Source organism: Fulvitalea axinellae (assembly GCF_036492835.1).
Classification (GTDB): Bacteria; Bacteroidota; Bacteroidia; order Cytophagales; family Cyclobacteriaceae; genus Fulvitalea; species Fulvitalea axinellae.
Window position 1 is genome coordinate 1,274,816 of the sequence record NZ_AP025314.1, and the last position, 24,177, is coordinate 1,298,992.

General features: G+C 43.4%; 17 protein-coding genes. 6 read left to right on the top strand and 11 right to left on the bottom strand.

The genetic code is table 11. The annotated features are described in order from the left end of the window. Positions 1 to 100: 100 nt before the first annotated feature. From AABK39_RS05170 to AABK39_RS05205, 8 genes are all read right to left on the bottom strand, one after another. Complete coding sequence (locus AABK39_RS05170) at positions 101 to 1,102, bottom strand: alpha/beta hydrolase (RefSeq protein WP_338393849.1); 1,002 nt, start codon at positions 1,100 to 1,102, stop codon at positions 101 to 103. A 277-nt stretch (positions 1,103 to 1,379) separates the two neighbouring features. After that, complete coding sequence (locus AABK39_RS05175) at positions 1,380 to 3,164, bottom strand: ATP-dependent helicase (protein ID WP_338393850.1); 1,785 nt, start codon at positions 3,162 to 3,164, stop codon at positions 1,380 to 1,382. Beyond that, a complete protein-coding gene (locus tag AABK39_RS05180) occupies positions 3,164 to 4,882 on the bottom strand; it encodes an ATP-dependent nuclease (RefSeq protein WP_338393851.1) in 1,719 nt (572 codons plus the stop codon). Before AABK39_RS05180 ends, AABK39_RS05175 begins: the two co-directional genes overlap by 1 nt. Positions 4,883 to 5,254: 372 nt before the next feature. Continuing rightward, positions 5,255 to 5,521, bottom strand: coding sequence for a CBU_0592 family membrane protein (locus AABK39_RS05185; protein WP_338393852.1), 267 nt, complete (start codon positions 5,519 to 5,521; stop codon positions 5,255 to 5,257). A 333-nt stretch (positions 5,522 to 5,854) separates the two neighbouring features. After that, positions 5,855 to 6,565 (bottom strand): helix-turn-helix domain-containing protein, encoded by a 711-nt coding sequence (locus tag AABK39_RS05190; protein ID WP_338393853.1) that lies wholly within the window; start codon positions 6,563 to 6,565, stop codon positions 5,855 to 5,857. Positions 6,566 to 6,753: 188 nt separating this feature from the next. Beyond that, the gene (locus tag AABK39_RS05195) at positions 6,754 to 7,101 is read right to left on the bottom strand and encodes a hypothetical protein (RefSeq protein ID WP_338393854.1); all 348 of its coding nucleotides are present in this window, start codon (positions 7,099 to 7,101) and stop codon (positions 6,754 to 6,756) included. A 144-nt stretch (positions 7,102 to 7,245) separates the two neighbouring features. Beyond that, complete coding sequence (locus AABK39_RS05200; RefSeq protein ID WP_338393855.1) at positions 7,246 to 8,025, bottom strand: SMI1/KNR4 family protein; 780 nt, start codon at positions 8,023 to 8,025, stop codon at positions 7,246 to 7,248. 273 nt (positions 8,026 to 8,298) lie between these two features. Beyond that, positions 8,299 to 9,885 (bottom strand): GAF domain-containing protein, encoded by a 1,587-nt coding sequence (locus AABK39_RS05205; RefSeq protein WP_338393856.1) that lies wholly within the window; start codon positions 9,883 to 9,885, stop codon positions 8,299 to 8,301. Positions 9,886 to 10,093: 208 nt separating this feature from the next. Here AABK39_RS05205 and hxpB point away from each other — a divergent pair, with 208 nt between their 5' ends. Beyond that, complete coding sequence (gene hxpB, locus AABK39_RS05210; RefSeq protein ID WP_338393857.1) at positions 10,094 to 10,756, top strand: hexitol phosphatase HxpB; 663 nt, start codon at positions 10,094 to 10,096, stop codon at positions 10,754 to 10,756. A 187-nt stretch (positions 10,757 to 10,943) separates the two neighbouring features. On the opposite strand, the gene AABK39_RS05215 is transcribed toward hxpB, so the two are convergent. Next, positions 10,944 to 12,350, bottom strand: coding sequence for a DUF1501 domain-containing protein (locus AABK39_RS05215; protein WP_338393858.1), 1,407 nt, complete (start codon positions 12,348 to 12,350; stop codon positions 10,944 to 10,946). Between the two features lie 6 nt (positions 12,351 to 12,356). Next, positions 12,357 to 14,066 (bottom strand): DUF1800 domain-containing protein, encoded by a 1,710-nt coding sequence (locus tag AABK39_RS05220; protein ID WP_338393859.1) that lies wholly within the window; start codon positions 14,064 to 14,066, stop codon positions 12,357 to 12,359. A 278-nt stretch (positions 14,067 to 14,344) separates the two neighbouring features. Between AABK39_RS05220 and AABK39_RS05225 the strand changes: the two genes are divergently transcribed. The 3 genes from AABK39_RS05225 (at position 14,345) to AABK39_RS05235 (ending at position 18,201) form a co-directional block, all read left to right on the top strand. After that, the gene (locus AABK39_RS05225; protein WP_338393860.1) at positions 14,345 to 15,073 is read left to right on the top strand and encodes a hypothetical protein; all 729 of its coding nucleotides are present in this window, start codon (positions 14,345 to 14,347) and stop codon (positions 15,071 to 15,073) included. Positions 15,074 to 15,757: 684 nt separating this feature from the next. Next, positions 15,758 to 17,389, top strand: coding sequence for a hypothetical protein (locus tag AABK39_RS05230; protein ID WP_338393861.1), 1,632 nt, complete (start codon positions 15,758 to 15,760; stop codon positions 17,387 to 17,389). Between the two features lie 266 nt (positions 17,390 to 17,655). Further along, complete coding sequence (locus AABK39_RS05235) at positions 17,656 to 18,201, top strand: hypothetical protein (protein WP_338393862.1); 546 nt, start codon at positions 17,656 to 17,658, stop codon at positions 18,199 to 18,201. Positions 18,202 to 18,310: 109 nt separating this feature from the next. On the opposite strand, the gene AABK39_RS05240 is transcribed toward AABK39_RS05235, so the two are convergent. Beyond that, entirely contained in the window at positions 18,311 to 18,913 is a 603-nt protein-coding gene (locus AABK39_RS05240; protein WP_338393863.1) for an RNA polymerase sigma factor, read from the bottom strand. A gap of 468 nt (positions 18,914 to 19,381) precedes the next feature. Here AABK39_RS05240 and AABK39_RS05245 point away from each other — a divergent pair, with 468 nt between their 5' ends. Further along, positions 19,382 to 20,383 carry a FecR family protein gene (locus tag AABK39_RS05245; protein WP_338393864.1) on the top strand — a complete coding sequence of 334 codons (1,002 nt, stop codon included), beginning with the start codon at positions 19,382 to 19,384 and terminating at the stop codon, positions 20,381 to 20,383. A gap of 339 nt (positions 20,384 to 20,722) precedes the next feature. Beyond that, positions 20,723 to 24,169 carry a SusC/RagA family TonB-linked outer membrane protein gene (locus tag AABK39_RS05250; RefSeq protein WP_338393865.1) on the top strand — a complete coding sequence of 1,149 codons (3,447 nt, stop codon included), beginning with the start codon at positions 20,723 to 20,725 and terminating at the stop codon, positions 24,167 to 24,169. The last annotated feature ends 8 nt before the right edge of the window (positions 24,170 to 24,177 follow it).

Sequence of the window (24,177 nt, forward strand, 5' to 3'; positions counted from 1 at the left end):
TAGTTTTTTGGAATGCAATGAGAGTCTTTTTCTGTAAGTATAATGCTTTTAAAGTTACGGGCGGTCTATTTACACTTTACTCTTTACTTTGTACTGTGTGTCAATTCCCCGGCTTCATTTTCAAAATCTCCCTAGCGAACTTATCGGTTTCGGCCTTGATTTCCGGAACGGACCCGCTGGTGAAACGCGATACGATAGCGTGGACACCGGCGTTAGGAAACGCTTTTTTCGTTTTAAGGCCGTCGGGAGTGCTGATCGCGTCGAACATTTCCTCGATACGCTTTACGGATACGGTATTGTCCTGTCGCTGTTCGTCTTTGTAGTAATACCCTACAAACACTGGTTGCTTAATTTTTTTGAACGTTTCGTCGGTCATGGTGCCGTTGACCAGTTGTTTGAGCGCTACCAAGCCTTTGATATGGTATTTTCCGTACCAGTATTTCGCTTCGTCTCCCACTACGTTTGGCGTGTAATATGAACCTCCGATTACCGCCGAAGCGAGTTTTTCGCCCCAAGGCATGGGGAGCAGGGCGGAGGTGCCGTCGTACAGGTCTATATTCGGGGAGTAGAGTATAAGCGCCTGCACATCCTCAGGGTGCTGGGAGGCCAGATACAGGGCGAGCGTGCATCCTGTGGAACAACCCATCAGGATTACTTTCTTGCCGAGTTTTTTGCCTATGGCCAACGCTTCCGTTGCGGAGGCGATATACCCGTCGGGCGTGAGGTTTTCCAGAGGGGAATCGCTTACGAGTCCGTGTTCCGAAAGGCGGGGACGGTAAAGATTGGCGCCGTAGTGCCGAGCAAATTCAATATCGATGGGGTCGCCTTCTTTTGGGCTGGCGGAGAAGCCGTGCAGGTAGATTACGGCGTATTCCGTTTGCGTTTTCGCGGTGTCGTTGGCCCAGGTAATTCGGGATTCGTTTTCGGGCTTGATATGGAACTTCGCTTCGGAAGCGGTGATGGATTTTTCGAGCTCGGCCAAGCTATTGGCCTGAATCAACGGAAGGGAAGCGTCGAACGTCGGGGTTGGCGGTTTTGGCCCTAAAAGAAACACAACGACGAGCGTGACAAGTATCGCTCCGGTCCAGATAAGCATTTTCATCGGCTTAAGTTTTTTGGGGAGGCTATAAGTGATACGAAAAATAAGAAAAATCTGGTTATGAAAGAACTTGGGCTATCGGAGTATTGGCTGGAGCTTTGGGGGCGTTATCTTTGTATTGTGTGTTCCGTTTGGGCGATAATCGGGATCCTCCAGCCTGAAGACTGGAGATTTGAGTAGGTGCAAATCACGCACGTCAGCTGGGGTGTGTTGGAGCAAGCTCTTTGGTTGGTTATATGGTCATCTGATAGCTTCTGCGAACAGCCCATGTGCTTGAATGCTAGTTGTTGGGTAATATTACCATACCAGGCAACTTCATAAAGCAACTAATATTTTTTTGTTTAGGGTTATATCTAGTCAATTGAAGTTTACTTGCAGTAAAAGACACTTTTTTTCTAGCACGTGTTACTGCTACATAAAAAACACTTAATTCTTCAAGAAATTTACTCTCATTTTCTTTATCTACAAGGAAATTACAATCAGTCTTATTTTGACATTTACCACATAGCCCAAACCAATTGGGAAATAAATCTTGCTCCATATCAGGTAAAATTACGTAATCCCATTCAAGACCTTTTGCTGCATGGACTGTCGAAATAATAATTTTTGAATCAAGGAATTCCATAAATTGCTTTAATCCATTATGTTCAAAAGTATCTTTCACTAAGTTTATCCTGTCTTCATCTGTAAGAAATGAATAGTCGATAAAAATACGTGTCCAAAAAACATCTAATAATTCAAACATTGCTTGAATCAATGCAGTATTATCCTCCGAAAAAATTTCTCTAATTTTCTTCGAATGAGATTTTCCTAGCTTTTTCGTAACTCTTTTATTGCCTTTAATTAATTCAATAAATTCATATAAACACTTACGATTAAAGTTTATATAATTAGCATCTTCATCGGTAAAAAGCCCGTAGAAAAATGGTATCTTGTTATGTTTGAATGTTTCAATTATAAAATCAACATTGGGTCCTCTTTGTTTTACAAGAATCGACAAATTAGATTCTTTCTCATTTTGCAATGTCTTAAGGGTCTTTTTTACAACTTCCAATGCTTCAGTACTCTGTTCATCGTAGATGGAAAACTCTATTTCTGAGTTTAAAGAGTCGGGGTTGGAAAATGGATTTAATGCGTTTTGTCTTATGATTTTATCTAATTGAAGCATATTAGGATTAGATGCAAAACGATAATTTTTATCAAGAGAAATCACCTTAAGCTTAAACTTCTCAGTTGCACGATTTAATAAATTGGGAATAGCTCCAATAAATCCATATATTCTTTGAAGTGAATCACCTAGAAATATAACATTAGTTTTATCAATTACCAAATAGTGCAATAACCAATAACTAAGTATGTTTGTGTCCTGAAACTCATCAACAAGTACCGTAGTGTAGTAGTTCTGATAGAACGAAAGTATATTTGGAAAATCTTTAAATAATTTAATAGTTAAGGTTATAATTGCATTAAAGGGAATAGCTCCTTTAGTTAACAATTCTGAGATTACAATTTCATTGTAACGGTCAATTTTTTCTTTAAGTTGTGTGCCTTTAATTTCTTTTACAGAAATGTTAAATTCTGATAAAAGTTCTGCATCTTCAGGTGAAAGACTTTTAAAAGTTTGCATTAATTTGCTCGGGTCACTATCATCAATTGACAGCAACGTATCCAAGTTTAATAAATTAGAATGTAGCTTTTGCCCATACTTTTTTAAAATTGTTCTGCAAAACCCATGATAATTTGAAACATAAGACTTATCCTTTATATTAATTTCTTTACCAACGCCATCAAGTAGTGCTGGAATGTTTCTGCCTACATCTTTTTTTATTTTATATGCAGCGTTTACACTAAAAGTGAGTGCTAAAAGTCTTTTAGGTGAAGGAATTTGATTACTTGCAACCAAATATGCAATACGACTAACCATCGTATGAGTTTTTCCATAGCCTGCAGGTGCCTCTACAAGAATTCTTTTTTCGGGTGAGAAAATAACTTCAAGCTGCTTTTTATCTCCTTGATGCTTCTCCTTTATCCTTGTTTTTATTATTTCAAGTTTAGAACTATCCATTAGCACATATCTTTAGCCTGTACAATCAAATTCTTATATACTTCGGGAATTTCTTCTGTCCCGAGTCTCAATCCTATTAACCGAGCTAATGTTTGGGATTTATTAATAGAAAACCATGTTGAATAAAACGCTTTTAAATGTACAATGTCTGTTTTTTCAATTTCCGATAGCTTTAATTTTTTACCAATTGCAGAGGGCAAAAAACCATACTTTTTAAAAGCTCTTTTATTTATAGCTTTTGCATCTAATTCACGTTCATTTTTTAATGAATCATATTCAGAAACTATTTCCTCCAACAAGGCTTCTTTTTCATTGTCAATCAAGAACATCAATTCTGCCTCAAAGTCACATTCGTTTGTTTTCAAAAGATTATCTATTCCAGTTGGAGCATTATCTCCATCACTATCATTTATACCAATACAAGGGATTCCAAACTTTTCTGCAATTTGTACAAGTTGCTTTACAGAATCACCCCCAGCTTGAATAACTGAAATCCCAAAATCGTCAAAATCAATTCCTAGTTTTTCTCCAAAAAAAGGAAAACTACCATACTCCGAATCTCCTTCAACAAAAATTGCACATCGAGAAAAGAAGGCTTCTTTAATAAATGGGAAATGAAGAAATAAATGTTTATTTAACTGTTCTCCTAATTGGATATTACTGCCAGATATAATTTTGACTTCGTCCTCATCTTTAAATATTCTTACAATTTGCTTGTAATCATTTAATATAATGTTTGGAGAATGGGTTGCGATTATAACCTGACCTATAAACTTATCTATCCCAAATAATTCTTTTACTAATAATGCAAAATCCTCATTTTCATTGTTCATTACTCGATTGAGATATTTAACCAATGAGCGTTGCATATATGGATGTAAATGAATTTCTGGCTCATCTAGTCCTAACACTAATGAAATTGATTTTTCCCCTGATACTTCATCTTCAAAAACTCCTCTTTCACCTCTTTGTTCTGTAATTGTTTGTAGCTTATCTAGAATCGAAAGCGTAACCAATAATAAAAACTGAACTCCATAACCACTCTTTGATAATGTATCTCCCTTTCCATCTTTGAGGGATATTAATTTTGGAATCAAATGTTCAATTTCATTCTCGATACTAGCCGAAACATCATAGTCCTGAAAAGCCTTTATTTTGTAGAGTTTGGAATTTAGGTCTGTAATCAATCCTTCTATTTCTGCTCCATCTATCAAGCTCTCTGTATTCAACTCTTTTTCGCTTAAATATCCTTTTACAATATTTGTTAAGAATCGTCCAACTCCACGACCTTTATCAAAATTGATTTCTGCAATTGGATTTCTTAAAGAATCATAGAAAATAAAATTCAAACATTTTATTAGTGATGGCGCAATATAAGTTTCAGTTTCCTTATGGTAATATTCAAGGTTATCATCAGACGATGCTTGTTTGCATACAATATTAATTTTGGAATAATCTTCAAGGTCAAATAAATCTTCAAAATGACCTATTTCTACATCTGCAAGTTGTAAGCAAAGCTCAATATGTATTGGTAATGATTTATCCGTAAAATCGTCAATCCAAAACGCCCTACGTGTAAATACAGTATTTATCAAATTAAGCAAGTTTGATTTTCCCAGATTATTCTCACCGACAATAAAGTTGCAAGTAGCATCAAAATGTATATCAACACTGCTTAGATTTCTGTAATTTTCTATTGAAATGTTTAATATTTTCATAGTTGCAATTTTTTATGGTGTTATTTGTTCGTTAGGTTTTCAACAGGTTAATCAATGTTACCTGTGTTTCTTTGAGTTTGCGTTAACGATTCAATAATAGGGATTCCTACTATTTCTAAATATAAACGCTATCCTTAATTATTGTAAGAAGCTTCTCTGACTAGTGTGAAAAAATGAATTGAGTCTACTTTAAAGTATTAATGTACTAATTTGATGTGAGTTTTTAGAGTTGTTCTATAACTAAAACACAAAAAAAGATGCTCCATCTCGAGAGTGCTCAAACATAACAATTATAACCAAGCCTGATCTATTTAATAAACCGTATATTAAGTGCCTTCAAAAGTCGCTATATCCATATTGTAACTTCCATATTTAAAGTAATTCTTGATAGTTTTTATTACCTGTCTGTTTTCTCTTTTTTATCAGGGCAATGAATGATACGATTGACCAAACTCCCTCAAGCACTATAAACGGGATATATTTCATAAGTATAGAGGCTAAACAAGCCAGTATAGCACCAAAGAGGTTTAGTAGAATAAAGACTAAACTATCCTTTTCTAATCTGCCTGATACGTTTAGCGTATATGCCAATAGAATTTGAAATACACCAATAAACCCTAGCCAATCTACTGTATTCATTGATTTGTTGTTAATAGCGAGGAGAATCTCTATTTTTTTAAAGCCTTAATATGCTAAAAGAGTTTGTGTTTAGAATATATCACTAAAGTCAATACACAAAAAATGCCCCGCTCCCGGAGCGTTTAAACATAACAATCATAACCGATCCTGCATACGTGAGCAAACGCAATTCGTTGACTGGAGGGATTATGAAAGTTTTTCGGCCTTTGTCTTACGGTTATTCGCTATTGATTCGAAAAAAAATGGACATAAGAGTCTTGTCTACTATCGATTTGGCGGGTAGTTGAGGGAGAAGTTCTTGAAAATTGGAGGAAATACGCTGATTAGGTTCAATTAGGCGGCTTTTGGCCATAGGGGTGCTGTCTCGTCCGTGTCCGTTGAGGTGAGTTTCTTTGTTAGCGTTTCGTTTCTGGGCGGTGAGAGAGCTTTCTGTTTATTGTTATATTCCCTTTGTTTGGCCTCTTCTTGGTCAAGCTCCCAGTGCATTAGCGCAAACAGGATTTTGTTTCTTAAAAAATGGAATGGCTTTTCGTTTCGGCTATAAATACGGAAAGCCCGTCGGCTGGGTGGCCAAGCGGGTTCGCTAAAGGTGGAGCCGTTAAGCCAACTAAACAGGGACTTGCCCCTGTACGGCAAGCGGTGCTTTCGTTTTTCGGTTTGTATATAGCGTGGGCGCTTTCGGGGCGGTATACGTTGGTACTCTACTGTATCGGATAGCCAGAGAATCCATGTGCGGGGTACGGGCAATTTTGAGAAGGCCTGATGTCGTATGATGCTTTGGTGCGGTAGTCGGTCGGCCATGGCGGTAGCCAGTTTGCGCATGCGGTGGAGTAGTTGGGCCAATTTGGGGTCGTAGAATCCCATCGGGCTGTTGCGTCGGAGTTCCCGGCTTACGGTAGAGGGGTGTACGTTTATCAGGGAGGCGACTTCTTTTTGGTTAAGGCCGCGCCTTAGGGCCATAGCCAGCCTGTCGCGCAGTTCGGCGTTGAGTTGCCGGTGTTTGCGCGGACGGCGTAGGAAGTTCGGTTTTTTGAGGCGCTCCATGTTTTGTTCTTCGGAAAAACGGGGCGCAAGGTTGGCTGATGTAAGGGATTTGTGGAAAAGGGTCGGGGGCAAGGTTAGAACCTTGCCGTAGGTGGAGTCGCTAGGCTGAAGCCTATCGACGGCGGTTTGGTTGGCGCAAGATTCGGTTTTACCTAAGACTTGTGATTGTATAGAGGATACACTTTCTGCTAGCTGATATTTTTTATTCCAATTTTCATCTCAATCCAATCGTGGAAATAGATAACTAAGCCGACTATAAAATGAAAACTGATTAATGCTTGACCAAATAGTTCTGATGAAGCTGTTGAGTACATTCCTAAAAATCCCATCACAATGTGATATGCCGTCAATAAGAAAAGTGCAGTATTGGATTTGCTCATCAAGGTCCAATAGATTAGGGTGAGTTGAACGATTAATCTGCCCATTTGGACGGGGAGCCTCTCTGGTCCAATTTTGTTATGCACCAAAATCATTATAAGAACTTCAATTGCGATAGTTAAAGTTATGGCTGTTATTAAAACTGGTCTTTTTTTCATTTTTATTTAATCAGATAAATTAAGGCAGAAACTTCAAAATCCTCCTAAATGGCCATCCTCTCTTCCATATTTTGGCGCATTTCCTCTTCTTGCGTAAGATGTTGTGTAGATTGTTACACTTGTTGTTTATGCTTACGCGAGGTGCTACAAATCCATTATTCCATAATCAATTAAGGTGACTTTAAGGCCTGCAGATTTAAGTTTATTCTCTATTCTGTTGATCAACGAATTCTCATTCATTTCAATAACGGATTCATTCCAATCAAAAGAAAAAGACGCCGTATTCCACCCGGAGTATTCCTGTTTAGAAATAGGTAGTTCAACCCCGTTTATTAGAATAACGCCTTCCGAGCAAATGACACCGGCGGATGACACTTCTGTTTTTTCAATCTCCTTTATAATTTCGCAACCGAAATCCTCTTTTAACGATTCAATTATCAAATCGACATTATCGGTATCAATAGAAAATTGAACTGCCCAGATCTTCTGGGAATTTTCGGTCAGATCGTCTTGGTTTGCTTCCAAATTCTGAATCGCTTCATCCAGAAGATCATCGAAAGTTTTGTTTAAGCTTTTTATTTCAAAGTTACAGTAATAGTCATATTCATAAATTGTCCTATCATTCGGGTCATCACTTCTCAATAGCCAGTAGTCTTCCCCTCCATTATGACCGAATCGAAAGTAATTTTTTGATTCGCCATTAGGTAAAAAATTCGTTAAAGGATTGAAATCAGAGACTCTGTCATTTATCCCCCAAATTACATCTTGTTTTAAACCGATATTAAGTAAAAATTCCCGATAGTACTCCGGTAGTTTTCTTTCAAGTATTGACTCAATTTTGCTTACTTCTATTTCGCTTAGAGGGCTAATAACCACCTTTGAGTCGAATTCCTTAAGCCTTTGTCTGAATTTTTCTATTGTCATTTTAGTTTCAATATTAAAAGCTTCCTTTGATTATTGTAAAAGCTCCCCGTTTGGCATAAAAATCCGGAGATGATAAGGAGTAGTGTGTTTTATAAAGTATTAATATACTGAAAATCATCAATACGAGGGCGTGGTTCATTCGCTAAAATACAAAAGGCGCCCCGCGATCAGAGCGCCTTAAATCAAACCATACCAGCTAAGAAACTGTATGTTCTTCGCCCTCAAAAGGTACGGCAAGTGTATTGTGAATTTTTCCTGTTTTCAAATTTTGCCTCAAGCATTCAGTTGACGCTGGCGCTCCAATTCCTCCTGCGTGGCTATCATTTCTTCCATATTTTGGCGCATTTCCTCTTCCTGCGCACGGAGCTGTTCGGTCATCTGGGTCGATTCTTCCAGTAGCATTTGGGTTTTCTCGGTGGTTTTTACGCTGGAAAGTGTAGAGGCGATATTTTCGGAAAGTTTTTCCACGAACTCAACCTCATATTGTTCGAATACTTTGAACGACGCGATTTCCAAAACCCCGTATACCGTTTCGTTCACTATAAGCGGCATGACCAGCAGGCATGACGGGAGCGCCTTGCCCAAGCCGGAGGTAATGTTTACATAGTCGTCCGGAATATCGGTCATAAATATTTTGGACCTTTCTATCCAGGCTTGTCCGGCCAGTCCTTCGCCCTGCATTATTTTCTTTGACAGGTATTTTTTGCGTTTCCACGCATAACATGAGGCCAGTTCCAAATATGGCTCCGTCTCCGAATCATTGATTACGAATAGCGCGCCTTGGTTAGCGTTCAGGTATTTTACGGCTTTGGCCAAAGTTTTTTCGCAGAGTTTAGCCAAATCTTGGTTGTTTTGGCGGAGCGTTTCTCCAAATTCGGCCAAGCCCGTAGTTGCCCAGCTTCTTTGTTTCGCTTCCTTGTTTACCATTTCAAGGCTGTTTCGCATCTCCAGCAGGGAGTTGCCCAGTATGTCCTTGTCGCTAAGCGGCTGGAATTGGTGATCGTATTGGCCCTTGCCTATACTGGCGGCGAATGAAGAGCTTTTGCGGACGCTTTCTTCCAGTTGGGCGAATGATTTCTGGATATTGATAATCTCGTCCACTTTGGTCTCCGCCGATATTTCAAGGCCTTTTTCGGGAACATCGCCTTTGGTCAGCCTGTGTACCCTGTCCACTACGGCGTTCAGCGGAATGTAAATGGACTGGTAAAGCCAATACGTAAGCAATACGCTGGCCAGTATTCCGATAAAAATGGAAGCGGCCGAAGCCAGTTTGGCGTTGTCGGAGATTTTTTGCTGTTCTACAACGAAGTTATTGTTGTGCTGTTGGATCTGGTCAAGTTGCGCTTTGACGTATTCGCGATACTCGGTGGTGAGGGGGACCAGGGTTTTGTTGGTAAAGTCGGTGAGCTTCTGGCTATTGGTCAGCATTCCGTTTGAGGATTCCGAAGCGGCCATCTCGTAGAGCATGCCATAGGCCTTTTCCAACGTGGTGATTTTATCGATAATACTGGTCAGCGGAGACTCCGTATTGCCGATAGAATCCCATTTGTGGTTGAGAATTATAGTCTTTTGTTTGATATAGGAAAAAGACGAATCCATTTCCATACGATAAAGCTGGACGCTTTCCACCGTTACCTGATCGTAGTACATTGAGGCGCCATGTGTCATGGCAATGTATTCGGTCATATCATAGTGCTCTTGCAGTAGGCTTTGAGTGGGGAATGTCACGTGCCCGAAAAGCGCCACACGTTCGGCGCTTTGGTGCGTACGGTACAAGTGAGCCAGCGAGGTGGCCAAGATTATCGTCAGAAAAAGTGACAGAGTCAGGTAAAGGCTAGTTTTAATGGAAAACGTATTCACTTGATTATTCTTTAGGTATTAGAGTAAAAGTGATCCAAGTTGTGTTTTCGGACTTTTGGATGTGTGGTTATGTCCTGAAAAATCGAAGATAAGGGTTTCAAATTAAATAATAAACAAATGTTTGTTTGGCTTTCGCGTTGCGGAACATTGCCTTTTGCCTGTTGTTTCTCGGTTGATTAACTTCGTTGGTCATAAAAGAAGAATTAGAATGATTGAAGCTGTAATATTTGATATGGACGGGGTTTTGATCGATTCCGAGCCGTATTGGAAAATCGCCATGGCGAACGTTTTCCAGACTGTGGGAGTGGAAATGAGCGCCGAAAAAGCCCGCCAAACCCTTGGTTTGCGGATTAGGGAAGTGGTTGAGTTTTGGCATAAAAAAGAACCTTGGACGGGTAAAGACACCGAAAAGGTATTGGAAGAAATAATAGCCGACGTGGAGAGGTTGGTATTGGAACGTGGCGAGATATTGCCGGGCGTACACCAAACTATTGAATTTTTCAGGGAAAAGGAGCTTCCGGTGGCTTTGGCTTCTTCGTCGCCGATGGGGCTGATCGAGAGTTTTGTCGGGAAAATGGGGATCCGTAGTCATTTGCACGCGATGCGTTCGGGTGATCAGGAAGAGTATAGCAAACCGCATCCGGCCATATTTATAAATGTGGCCAAAGAGATGGGCGTGGATCCGAAACGTTGTCTCGTGTTCGAAGACTCGGTAAACGGCGTGATAGCGGCCAAAGCGGCGGGAATGAAAACCGTGGCTATTCCCGAAGCGGAAATGTACGCCGACGCCCGTTTTAGCATAGCCGATATGAAATTGGCCAGTATGGCGGACTTCGGCGAGAAACAATGGCTTGAGATGAACCGCTATTGAAGGAGTACAAAGTAAAGAGTCCAGAGTAAAGTGACTGCTCGGAGGTTGTTTAGGCGTCTTTAGGTCAATAGACCGGCGTTCTTTTGAGCGTAAACTTAATATAGCACGAACCTTATAGGCTGGCGCCTCTTGTCTTGAATCTGGAGGCGCCAGTTTTACAGGATTGAATTACAGTTTTTTACTGCTGTCAGGCTTTTTTCATAAAACCGATCGGCAGATCTCCGGACCTGACGTTATGGAAATTCGAGAGGTTCGGAAGTATAGTTTCCAACTCCGAAGGAGCCACGCCGAACCAGAGGCTCAGTTCCGCGAAATACTCGTCGGTGGAAAGTGTGGGGACGAAGATTCCGCCGCCCACTTCGAATTGGCTCTTTAGCTTGATGTCCGGATATTTACCGTAAACCCTTCCGCCGTTTACCGCTCCGCCCATTACCATCACATTACCGCCCCAGGCGTGGTCGGTTCCGTTACCGTTTGAGGTAAGTGTCCGGCCAAAGTCCGAGGTCAGGAAGGTGGTGACGTTGTTGTCGGTCCCGAGTTCCCGCATCGCTTTGTCGAATTGGCCGAAGCCTTTGCTTACCGTACTGAGCATTTCCTGTTGCGAGGCCAAAACGTTGTCGTGGTGGTCCCAGCCACCGTACAAAACGAAAAAGACTTGGCGCTTCATACCCAATTTTTTGCGGGCGGCCACCGTCCGGGCCACCATCTTCATATCCTGCTCGAATTGGCTGTCGCCGAAATTGGTCGAAATCCGGCCGTTTTCTTCCAGCGCCTGCGAGAATTCTTCGTGATTGTCGTGGGCGGTTTTGGTCTTTTGGGCGAATGTCTGCTTGAATACGTTTCCGTATTGCTGGCTCAGCAGGCTGTCGATGCCTTTCCTCAAAGGTTTGTCATACCACTCTCCGCTCTCAAAAGGAGCTATGCCCACGCTTCCGTTGCGTTCCGAGCTTCTGATCGCGTACTGGTGGGTTTTGTTTCCGGCCTGAAAGATATTGGAACCCGAGAGCGAGATATTCATCGATATCCTGTCGTTCTCGTTCTGAGTGTTCATAATATCGGCGATCCGGCCAGCCCAGCCTCTGGCCGAGCGCGAGTGGGGCATGGACGTTTGCCAATGCATCACTTGGTCGGCGTGGGAGAGCAGGCCGAGCGGTAGCCTTTTGCTGCGGTTCAGGTAATCGCTCTTGGTAATGGGCTCCACCAAAGTCCCCACGTTCGATATCATGGCGATTTTCTTGTCGTTGAAAAGCTTCTGGATGTCGGACATGGCCGGATGGAGTCCGAACTGCCGGCCGTCGTTGTCCCGGAAGTTGATTTTCCGGAGTTGGTTATTGGCCAAGGCCAGATTCGCCCGGGTGTTTTTGTAATCGTTGTAAAAGTGTCCGTTGGTGGGCGCCAACATATTGAAGCTGTCGTTTCCGCCCGCCAACAGTACGCAAACCAGCGCCTTGTAATCGTCGTCTTGGTTGGGCGTGGCCAAGGCGTTGGCCATTCCCAGGTTGAAAACGGAGCTGTATAGCGATAAAGTCCCTACGGCGGCGCAAGAGGCTTGGCCCATAAATTTGCGACGGGATATTTTTTTCGAGTCTTTCATGTTCGGTTACTTTTGGATGGCGTAATCTGGCGAGATCATCACCATAAAAGCCGCTGTTCTGGCCACGATATTGTCGTCGCCTTTGAAAGGTTTGAGAGATTGGATGATCGTTTTCTTGGTCTTGTCGCTCAGTTGGCCTCCGGCCAAAAGGATGTCGAGATGATCAAGGAGCGCTTCCGGCTGTTTGGCCAAAGCCGTTTCCGTAGAGAAATCGAAAGAGACACGGTCCTCTTTCCGCAATCTGACAGGATTGTCAGTCTCCGGCGCCTCGATTTTCCTTGAGGAAGGCACGGTAGTTACCATCAGGGGGCTGTGGGCGTAAAACCATTCGTACATCAGGTTGATGTAGTCGATCGACGTAGCCGAATTGTGTATTTGCATTTCCGGCGATACCAAATCGTTATCGGCGATGGGGCCGTTGGGTTGGTGGTCCGGAAGAAAGAAATTGAAAACGGTAGGCGAGGCGAGAATGCTCTGTTCCACGGTTTTTTCGAGGCGGTGTCCCCAAAACCAGAATTTGCCCGATTCGTTGGAGGCTTTGAAAGCTTTCAGGGCCTGCGTAGCCCGCAATAACGGCTCCCGGACTTTTCCGAAAGTAGGATCGGAAAGACTTTTTTCGGAAAGCGCTTCCGGATCGAGCAATATGCTTCTGAAGACATGCCCCATATCGCCGCGTTCGCCTTTTCCGTTGTCGTTAAAGGCTTCGGCTACCCGCTTTACGTATCCTTTGGAAGGGTTGGAAGTCACCAATCGTTGGATCAACAGCTTCCCTATAAACGGCCCGACATTCGGATGATGGAAGAGATTGTCGATGGCCGCGTTTATGTCTTGAAGCGCCGTTTGGCCGGCGGGGACGGCGGTGTTCCGGAGCAGGTGTTTCTTTCCCGGTTCGTGCCATTGTTCCATCAGTTGCATCGGGTCGGTGGTGTTGATGGTCGGCACCAAGTAGTTGTATTCGTTGGCCCACTCCACCGAATAACCTTCGAAACCTCCCCAGGCATATTGGTACGAGGCCGGAGCGAAGCCCGTGAATATTTTAGCGAATTCCTTAATGTCGTTGTTGTCGTAAGTGGGGATGTCGTTTCCTTTCGCATCCTTTTTCCGGGTTCCGTCCGTGTTCAGCTCATACAGGCCGATAGAGAAAAGCTGCATGATCTCGCGGGCGTAGTTCTCGTCGGGATGCAGGTTTTTGGCCTTGTCAGTCTTGCCGTTGTTCATATGGCTGAGGTATACGCCCATCATCGGGTGCATGGTCACGTCGAAAAGCAAGTCGCGGTAATTGCCGAAAGCGTGCTTCGATAGCATATCGTAATAGTTGGCCAGGCCGGGACCGCTAAGCTCAAGGTTCGATTTTTCGGAGATAACGAAGATTTCGCTCAGGGCCAGTGTCGCCCTTTGCCTAAGCTGGTCATCCGTATTCATTATATTGTGCCACCAGGCCATGCGCCAATAGAACCAGTAGGGCTGTACCTGATCATTGCCGACCACTTTGCCGCGCCCCCATTTTTTGATATACGCGTTTCTGAAATAGTCCCAGATCTCTTCCGTCGTTTTCTGGAAAGATATCTGGACGGGGCGCTTCAGCTGTTCGTCCACCCAGTTCGAATACCCTTTGCGGGTTACGGAATCTATCAGTTCCAGGTCGGCGCCCAGAACTGCTCGGGCAAGGAGCTTTGATACAGTAGCCTTGTCTGCTTGTGAGGAGGGTTTATGCATGATTAGAGTGATTATGATTTCGGTTCCGACCGTCGGTTTGGCCGATAAGCAAATAAAGCTAGCTTGAGGCTCAAGGCTATTGATGTGGATCAAAATCGTGTTGGTTTTGAAAATTACACCTGATGGATATTTTAATTATGGGTTAAATTTTTAGTGTTATTGTTAAGTGATTTTTTGTGTAAAGAGATCTTCTGTAGTAATTTCCATTGTTATATTTGTGGTTAGATGTTTTTTAGAAAATAAGAGTTCAAGATCGACTTTGGATCAAATTAGTTTTTATGAACAGCGATACTTATAAAAGCCCCTCTGTTATTAGGCAATTTATTAAAGGCTCATACTTGCGAACTCGCAGAGCCTTGGGAATTGATGTTACTCTGCCATATATGAAGCAGCGTGAGATCGAAATTATTGAGGAAATTTTAACTAGACTCAAGCCGAAAAAATGTCTTGAATACGGAGGCGGTTATAGCACTCTCTATTACCCGAAGTTTCTCGACGAAAGCGCTCAATGGATATCTGTTGAGCACCATCCGGAATGGTTCGAAATCATTAAAAAGAAAATCACGCGCAAAAATACGGTTATGCATAGTGTGAGAGCTGATAAAGACAGCGATAATAACACTATTGATGAATACCGGACCTATGTGAATTTTCCGGAAAAAGGAGCCCCGTATGATTTTATTTTGGTAGACGGAAGGGTTCGGGACGCTTGTGTAGATAAAGCGTACGATATGCTGAGTGATGATGGTATTTTGTTATTGCATGATGCCAACAGAAAAAATTACTTTGATATAGTTAAGGACTATCCGCATAGTTTGCTTCTGAATGATTTTAGGAAAACTTCAGGTGGGTTGGCCTTTGCTACGAAAAGCAAACCTGTAAAGGAATTTTTTGATGTAGATAAGCATGCGGCTGTATGGGAGCGTAATTCCGTAATTAATAACTTTTTCAAGTTTAAATTTTTGATGGGAAAAAAAGCGAAGCCGTTCAATTTGCAGGTTCGTTAACTGATAATGTTTTCAGGCATAAGAAAAGCTCTTCGTTTCGGGGAGCTTTTTTTGTGCCTGCAATTATTTAAACTCATCCGTTCGGAAGACTCGTTTACTATGCCTTTTATGTGATGGTAGGTTTGCGATAACAGCTCTGCAAGGCTTGGATGTTTGGAACTAAATTCGGGTTCTTTTCCGATAGAAAGCAGGCGTTTTTTGGTTTGCAATACAGTTTTGGTGTTTAGGATAATACCTTTATAGTGATTTAGATAATTATCATTATCGTATCCTCTCGTAGTCAGATTTTATATACGCATGCTGGTAGTGAATGTTCTTTTGTTTCAACCAGTTCCGTTTTGGTTTGTGTTTGATAATATTACCTTTTTTGTGAAGAAATCAGACTTGATGATGTGTTGTGGAAATTGAAAAAATCATTTTTATGATTCGTTTTTAATGATGTGCGTTTTGATAGTGTTTAATTGCAATAACCTTGTAGCATTATTTGTGTGTGGGAGTGATGTGGTTTTCAGTAAACGGAATACGTGAAAATGTGTGTAATTTTATGCTAATAATACAATTTTAGGTTATATATGAATTTTTATTTTTTATTTATGCGCATAAATAGATCTAATCATTTGTTGGTTGTCGTTTTTACTTCATATTTAAGGTGTTGAAATTTTTATAACTTATAATTTTACGAATATGTTTGATTTCAAATTGTGCATGAAGCTATTCTGGACAATATTAAGAACTAAGCAATATTTTTTGAGTAGTTGCTTTATTTTGCTAATCAGTTTGATGGGATGTTCCAAGGATGATGACCCTGCGCCAGCTCCTCCCGCACCAACTCCTTCGCCGGTTACCCCTACTGATGATATCCAAGTATACTTTAGCTCGGAAAACTACACAGCCATAGAGGGAGGTGTGGCAACCATTGAGGTAAGCTTAAGTAAACCGTCCGATGTTCCGGTATTTGTTCCCATTAAGATTGCTTCAGGCGAAGGTGAAGTGGAACATACGACTGATCTCCTCTCTAATCAGCATCTTATTATTGCTCACGGTATTGATAAGCAGACTTTTAGGGTAAAAGTATCGGACGACGCAAATGCAAGTGATGAAACATTGATCGTATCCTTGGCCGACGTTCTGCCTTCTGGTTTAGTGGCTAGCACTACCCAACCCACTAGCGCTACTCTTACGATAAAAGACGACAAATTGATTGGCATAAGTAACGTTGCTCAGCTGAATGCCATGCGTTATGATTTGGATGGTAACGGAAAAGTAGATGACGGGGCTAATAGCTCGGCTTATTCAGAAGCTTTCCCTAATCTGTCTGTCTCGGCTGATTGTAAGGGATATAAATTGGTCAATAATATAACGGTTAACAATTGGGTTCCCGTAGGATCCAAAGAAGCCCCATTTAACGCTATGTTGCAAGGAGGCGGTTATGTCTTGTCCAAGATAAATGTGAATGTGTCAGCGGTAAGCGATATAGGATTCTTTAGTGTAATAGGCGAAAAAGGTATAGTCCAAAACTTAGGGCTTACAGTTACCGGTATTGTGGGAGGCGGTGCGCATGCCGGTGGTCTGGCGTCTGAAAATTATGGCACCATTAGAAATTGCTTTGTGAAAGGGGAAAGAAATAGTAAAATATCAAATTTCCATGGAGTGTCGGCCGGTTTGGTGGCAAAAAATTACGGATATATCATTTCTTGCTATTCTGAAGGGGTGACGATTAAATCGGGTACTTACGGTGCTGGACTAGTGGGTGAAAATGGCGCGTCAAAAGGAAACAAACCATCAGGTACTATTATCGCTTGTTACGCCTTGGACAATGCGATGGTATATTCGAGTGTTAGACCTACTCTTGCTGGCCTTGTAGGAAAAAATGCCAAAGGGAGCGTTATCAAGGCCTGTTATGTAAGAGCCGGAAGTATAGCGATACATAAGGATATAAATAGTTCGGTTATTTCCTTCAGCGGGGCGTCACAACTCATCAATTGTTATTCAGCAGGTCTTTCGGCTCGGTTTGTCGTTGGGAGTCCAGAGGGTAACTCTTATGCTGAGGGATCTGCTGAGGATGCGGATAAGAATGTCAAAACAGCTTCTGTTTTGCAGGCGCCTACGGGTTATACAGGTATTTATGCGGATTGGTTGATAGATCTGGATGGAGATCTTCCGGACCATATACCGAGCTTGCTTAACGGATCTGTGCCCCATGATACGGGTGCGGATGATGTTTGGGATTTTGGCAATGCGAATAGTTATCCTAAGTTGAAAGTAGACTTTAATAACGATGGTGTAGCGACCGTGGAAGAATTTGGCAAACAATGATTTTTTGTTGGTCCGCAATACCGGTTAGGCAAAGCTTGGAGGGGGACGGATTTGGTTTTTCACCGACTTGAAACAGAGGTTTTTAGGTTTGCTGTGCCATTATGTTATTTAAAACTGGCTCTTTTATAAGTGGTTTGGATGGTTCCGTTCTTCCCGCTATATTGTTCCCGCAATCAGGTATTATATACAAGATTGCGGGATATTTTTTAGTGCGGGAAAAAGTCCTGTACGCTTAACTCTTTTTTTGAATCGTAAACTTATTTGTCATGTCCAAAAGAGATCTTTTTATCCTGTTGCTCAAGCTTTTCGGGCTTTATTCGTTAGTGTCTTCGTTTTTTTTTATTCTACCCTCGGTTTTCAGTTATGTTACTGCGATGAACAGTATGTCTCCATCAGCGTATGACATTTATCTGGTGCTTTTTACTGGGTTTACTCTGGTTGGAATTGTAGTGTTTTTTGCCTTTGTTTTGTTTAAAGCCCCTTGGATCGTCGAGAAGTTAAAGCTGGCGAAGGGGTTTGATAATGATTGGATTGAAATAGGAAAACTAAGTGCGCATGATATCATCAGAATAGGCGTTTTTATGTTGGGGGGACTGATTCTCGTAGACAATATCGCTGAGTTTATAAATACGGGGTATTACGTGCTTAAAAGCGATATTGCGGGTTTTAATTTTTCGTGGAACGAGAATATTCCGTTGGCCATTTCTGGGATCAAATTGCTAGTGGGTGTGCTGTTGGTCACCAATTACGATAGGATATCAGGCTTGTTGAAAACAGACCAAACCGGGGAAAACGTTATCGAAGCAAAGTGATTGGCTTTGCCTTTTGATTCTTTTTGATAATACAAGTACGGGCGAGACGCTTTAGTGAAATGTTGCTTCGCTTTTTTTGTGGGAAAAAGCTGAGTATGCTGGATTGGAACTATCTGAGAAGTTGAGTGGCGATAATCCAGATCAAAACAGGCTCAGGTACTTGAGAGCGTAGCTTTTTGATGGCCCGGTGAGTTAGATTAAGGGCGGATTGTTGGCGAATAGCCATTGTTTCGGCTATTTGCTCGTAGCTAAGGCCTGCGTTAAAGCGCAGAAAAAGTATTTCGCGTTGGTTCTCGCTTAGCGAAGCCAAACCTTCCTGTAGCCGGTTAAGCGTTTCTTCCTGTATTTCGCTTTTGATAAGGGCTGTCTCGCGGTCAATCTCCAGTGGGAACAACCCGGATTGTGAGGTGTCTGGCGACAAGACAAATCTTATGGCCCTTTTTTGCTTGGTGATAATCTCGTTGCGGAGTGCTCGATATAAATAGGCTTTGGGATGTTCAAGTTGGCGTAGCTTCTTGGCTCTTGACCATAGATCTACGAACACGTCGTGTATGGCGTCTTCCACCATATCCGGTTTGCCGCAGAACTTGAGGCCGTATGAACGCAAAGGTGCGGAATACTTACGGTACACGTTCTCGACCAGTTTGGAATCGTTGGCGTCAAGGAATCTCTCCTCTTCGATTTTCTCGTATAGCGTGTAAGTGTTTCCCATTCGTTCTTATCCCTTATGGCGTGGGTAGCCACCGGTCCTGAATTACCAAACATACTAAAATCGCTCTCATCTTACTATTATTTGGGGGGGATAAAATAAGTTGAATCATTGTGGTTTTTTGTGTTTTGAGAGTTTTTTTGTTGTTATTTCCATAATAAGGCGCCTTTTGGATGTAGCCTGTAAGGGGGTGTTTGATAAAAGGCCGGAGGGTATCCGGTGAAAGTGTTTTCTTGTGGGTTTATTGGCCCAACTAGATTTTATATTGGTTTTCCTTCTTGTTTTTCGAAGCTGTTTCAAGGTGACTGGATATTTTTTGGCATAAGAATTTCCGCCCTGCTGCCCCTAGCGGGTATCCTGCGGGTGGTTTTCTAAAAAAATGAAAAAAAGTCGTTTTTTAGTGAGTATAAAATCCGGATGGCGAAGATATAGGGGGGACAGTTGGCTTGTTTACCAGATATCAAAGGTTTGATGGGAGATCCGAAAGAGAAGGAATACAGTATTGAGGACATGGTATTGTCCGAAGATTTCCGGCGATGGATTTTGGAAGGGGAGAACAATGAGTGGGGAAATTATGCGGGCGCCGACAAAGATCGCCAAGCGAAGTTGGATGAGGCGTCGAGATTGGTGCGAGGCCTGAAATTTAAGGAAGAGGAAGATACTCCCGTCATTTCCGCACAAACCTTTGTTAGGGTTAGACGTACCGTTTTGGCCAAAGCCAAGCGAAGAAGGCTGTACCGGAGAGTAGCCTCTTATGCGGCGAGTATGATTTTGGTGGGTAGCCTGACATTTTGGTTTTCGCGCCAGCCTTTGCATATCGAGAACGTTTTGCCGGTGGCGAAAACTATCCAGAACTATTATATGGCCGAACGCGGTACCATGAACGTGGTTCGGCTAACAGACGGATCCACGGTATGGATAAACGCCGAATCGAACCTGAGTTTTGAGATGGATTCGTTGGGGCGTCGTGCCGTTTTGAGCGGTGAGGCGTTTTTTTCTGTATTGCCTGATAAGGATAGGCCGTTTAAAGTGATTTGTTCCGGAGTGGAGACTGTGGTGTTGGGAACGGAGTTTAACGTAAACGGTCGAAACGGCAAAGTGAGCGTAGCTTTGTTCGAGGGTAAAGTTAGCGTACACAGGACTGAGGACAAGGATGAGGTGACGCTTTTTCCGGGCAAAAAGATAGTTTTTAGCCCTGTCGCTCACAACTACAGAGTCACCGGTTTCGATCCTGATGTGGAGGGCGGATGGCGTTACGGCATAATCAAATGCGTATCGTCGCCGGTGCGCGATATTTTCGAGCGTTTGTCAAGAATCTATAACGTTGAGTTTGTGGTGGCTCCGGGGGTTGACTTGGATGTCGCCTATTCGGGTAGTTTCAGTAATTTGCCGTTGAAAACGGTATTGGAAGGCATTAGCTATTCGGCCAATTTTGAATTTGAGATGGATGGGGATCGGGTATTGATCCGCTGATATGACCGCTTGCGCTTGGCGGGCGATATTGTTTAGGTTTTAGACTGAATTATTGTCTTGAGTTGGGCAAAACACGATCGTGTTTTGCCACGGATTTTCTTTGCTCAGAAAGTAAGGGGAGCCGTAGGAGACTAGATATTTTGACCTGTTTCACACGGCGGGATCACGGGAAAGGTATACCGTCCGGCCACAAATTTTTATCCGTATGTTTTACGATTCCGGTTAGTCGGGAACGGGGTGTTTTTCGCGTTCCAAAAAAAGAAGAGTTACCGCAGGGAATGTTGGCGCACCTCCTGTCCGGTAACTCCTTAGATTATTGTTCAATCCAAAACTTAAGTTATGCATTTGAGAATTTTTTACCTAATGCGTATGAGCTATTATTACTTTCGACAAGGGGTTTTGCTCTTGTTGTGCCTTTGGGTCATGGCGGCTTTCAGCTTTGACACGGTGGCGCAGTCTTACGCCTCGGCCACAGCCCGGGAGACCAACCAAGACAGGGTCTCTTTTCGGCAGGCGGTACGGATGCTAAAGACAAAAAAGGGCTACTCCGTTTTTATTAAAGACAAATTGCTGAAGAGCAAAGCCAACCTTTCGGTGGATTCGCCGGAGGGCAAGGAGCTGAAATCTTATCTCTACGAACTCTCCAGAGTTGCCGAGCTGAAGTTCAAACTTGTTGACGGCACCATTTACGTCACAGAGCGGGAAGTGGCCGCTAAACAAGACCAAGGTTTTTTGCTGGCGGGCCGAGTGATCGACAACAGCGGAGAGGGCTTGCCCGGCGCCACTATCAAAGTGGTGGGCGAAACCCGAGGCGTGATCACGGATATGGAAGGCGGTTTCTCCCTGAAAGTCAGGCTGGGAAATAAGCTGGAAGTCAGTTATGTGGGTTACGAATCGCAGACTTTTACGGTAAAGGACAAGAAAAAGCTTCTGGTAACACTTGAAGAGCAAGCCCAACAGCTTGAGGGCGTGCAGGTAGTGGCTTTCGCCGAACAAAAGAAGGAAAGCGTACTGGCTTCGGTGACTACGGTGAAGCCATCGGAACTGAAAGTGCCGTCCAGTAACCTGACCACGGCATTGGCGGGACGTATGTCCGGCGTTATCGCTTATCAGCGTAGTGGGGAGCCCGGCGAGGATAACGCCGAGTTCTTTATCCGCGGTGTCACCACTTTCGGTTATAAGAAGGACCCGTTGATCCTGATTGATAACGTGGAGGTGACTTCCTCGGACCTAAGCCGTCTGCAGCCTGACGATATCGCCAGTTTTTCGATTATGAAAGACGCCACGGCCACGGCGCTATACGGAGCCCGCGGAGCCAACGGCGTGGTGTTGGTCACCACTAAGGAAGGGCGAGAAGGTAAAGCCAACGTTTCGGTGAGGTTTGAGAACTCCATCTCTATGCCCACCGAAAAGCTGGAACTGGCGGACCCCATCACGTATATGAAACTGCACAACGAGTCTGTGCGTACGCGTAACCCGCTGGGGCTTTTGCCTTATTCACCGGAAAAGATTGACAAGACCATCGCCGGTACGAATCCGGAACTTTATCCGACCACCAATTGGCGTGACGAGCTGTTCAAGGATTATACGATGAACCAGCGCTTTAACTTCAATATAAGTGGCGGGGGTAAAGTGACGCGCTATTATTTGGCGGGAACGATAAATCAGGATAACGGTATCCTGAACGTGGACAAGAAGAGCGATTTCAACAACAATATCGACCTGAAACGATACACCTTGCGCTCCAATATCAATATTGACGTGACGCAAAGTACGGAGGTGATCATCCGTTTCAACGGCTCTTTCGACGATTACACGGGCCCGATTGACGGCGGAAAAGACCTTTACCTGAAAGCGATTCGTTCGAACCCGGTTTTGTTCAAGCCTTATTATCAACCCACGGAAGAGTTGCGTTATAAAAACCACCTGCTTTTCGGCAACTTCGGAGCGGGCAATTACCTGAATCCTTACGCAGACATGGTGAAAGGATATAAGGATTACACCAAAACGAAAATAGCGGCGCAGGTGGAGATCAAACAAGACCTGAGCATGATTACCGAAGGCCTTTCTTTACGCCTTCTCGGTAGCACCGACCGTTATTCCGATTTTGACGTAAAGCGCTTTTATAATCCGTACTATTATTCGGCGTTTATGAATCCGGTAACCAATAGCTTTGAGCTGAATCCGATTAATCCGGAGACAGGAACTGAGTTTTTGGGCTATGACGAAGGGGATAAGAAGATTTCAACTAGTATTTACCTGCAAGGCATGGCGCTTTATACCAAAGACATTGGTATGGACCACAACGTAAGTGGGCTTTTGGTATATACCATGCGCGAGTCTATGGCCGGGAATGCGGGTAATCTTCAAAAGTCCTTGCCAAACCGGAATATGGGTGTTTCCGGACGTTTTACTTACGCATTCAAAGACCGCTATTTTACGGAATTCAACTTTGGGTACAATGGTTCGGAGCGTTTCTCGCAAGACGAGCGTTTCGGTTTTTTCCCATCGGTGGGCGCGGGCTGGACGGTATCTGAAGAAGGTTTTATGAGTGGCATATCCAACACCGTTACCAAGTTGCGTCTGAAGGCCACTTACGGCCTGGTGGGTAACGATGCGATAGGTAGGCAAGACGACCGTTTCTTCTATCTTTCGCAAGTTAATCTGAACGACGACAAAAAAAGCATAGGATTCGGTAGCCGTTTTAGTTACGGCAAGCCGGGCGTGTCTATCCAGCGTTACGCTAATGATCAGATTACTTGGGAAACGGCGCGGAAATTCAATTTTGGAATTGAGCTTGGGCTGTTTGACGCTTTGGAATTTCAAGCCGATTATTTTACCGAGGAAAGAAGCAATATCCTGATGGACAGGGTACAGCTGGCGAGTCTCGGCTTGCAAGCGCAGTCTAGAGCCAATATTGGTGTGGCGGCCAGTAGCGGAATCGATCTTTCGTTGGATTATAAAAAGTTCTTCAGCAACGGGTTCTGGATTACGGGCCGGGCCAATTTCACCTATGCCGCTTCGGAGTTCAAAGAAGTGGAAGAGCCGGATTATTCGGCTACGCCTTGGCTTTCCAAAATCGGCAGGTCGCTTGGACAAAGGTGGGGCTTGGTGGCCGAACGTCTTTTTGTCGACCAAAAAGAGGTTGACAACTCTCCTGAGCAGACTTTCGGCAGGTATACTGGCGGAGATATAAAATACCGCGACATCAACGGCGACGGCAAAATCTCGGACCTTGACAAAGTGCCTCTTGGCAATCCCGAATCCCCTGAAATTGTATATGGGTTCGGTGTTTCGCTCGGTTATAAGAGCGTCGATTTCTCATGCTTTTTCCAAGGCCTGGCCAACGAAACATTCTGGATCGACACTTACAAAACGGCGCCGTTTATTCACTACAATGACCAAAATATCGGTTGGGACGATAATGTGATCACCAACAACGCGCTTCTGAAAGTGTACGCCGACAGCCATTGGTCAGAGGAAGACAGAAACCTTTACGCTACGTGGCCGAGGCTTTCCGACGAGCCGATCAACAACAATATGCAGCGCAGTACTTGGTTTATGCGCGACGGCTCGTTTATGCGACTCAAATCATTGGAAGTCGGTTACTCGTTTCCCGAAAAGTTGATGGAACGTTGGCGCATGAAAAAGCTGAGGGTGTATTTGAGCGGAGTCAACCTTATGACTTTCAGTAATTTCAAACTGTGGGATCCGGAAATGGGTGGCAACGGCTTGGGGTACCCCGTGCAGAAAGTGTTGAACGCTGGTATTCAGCTGAATTTTTAACCCGACTT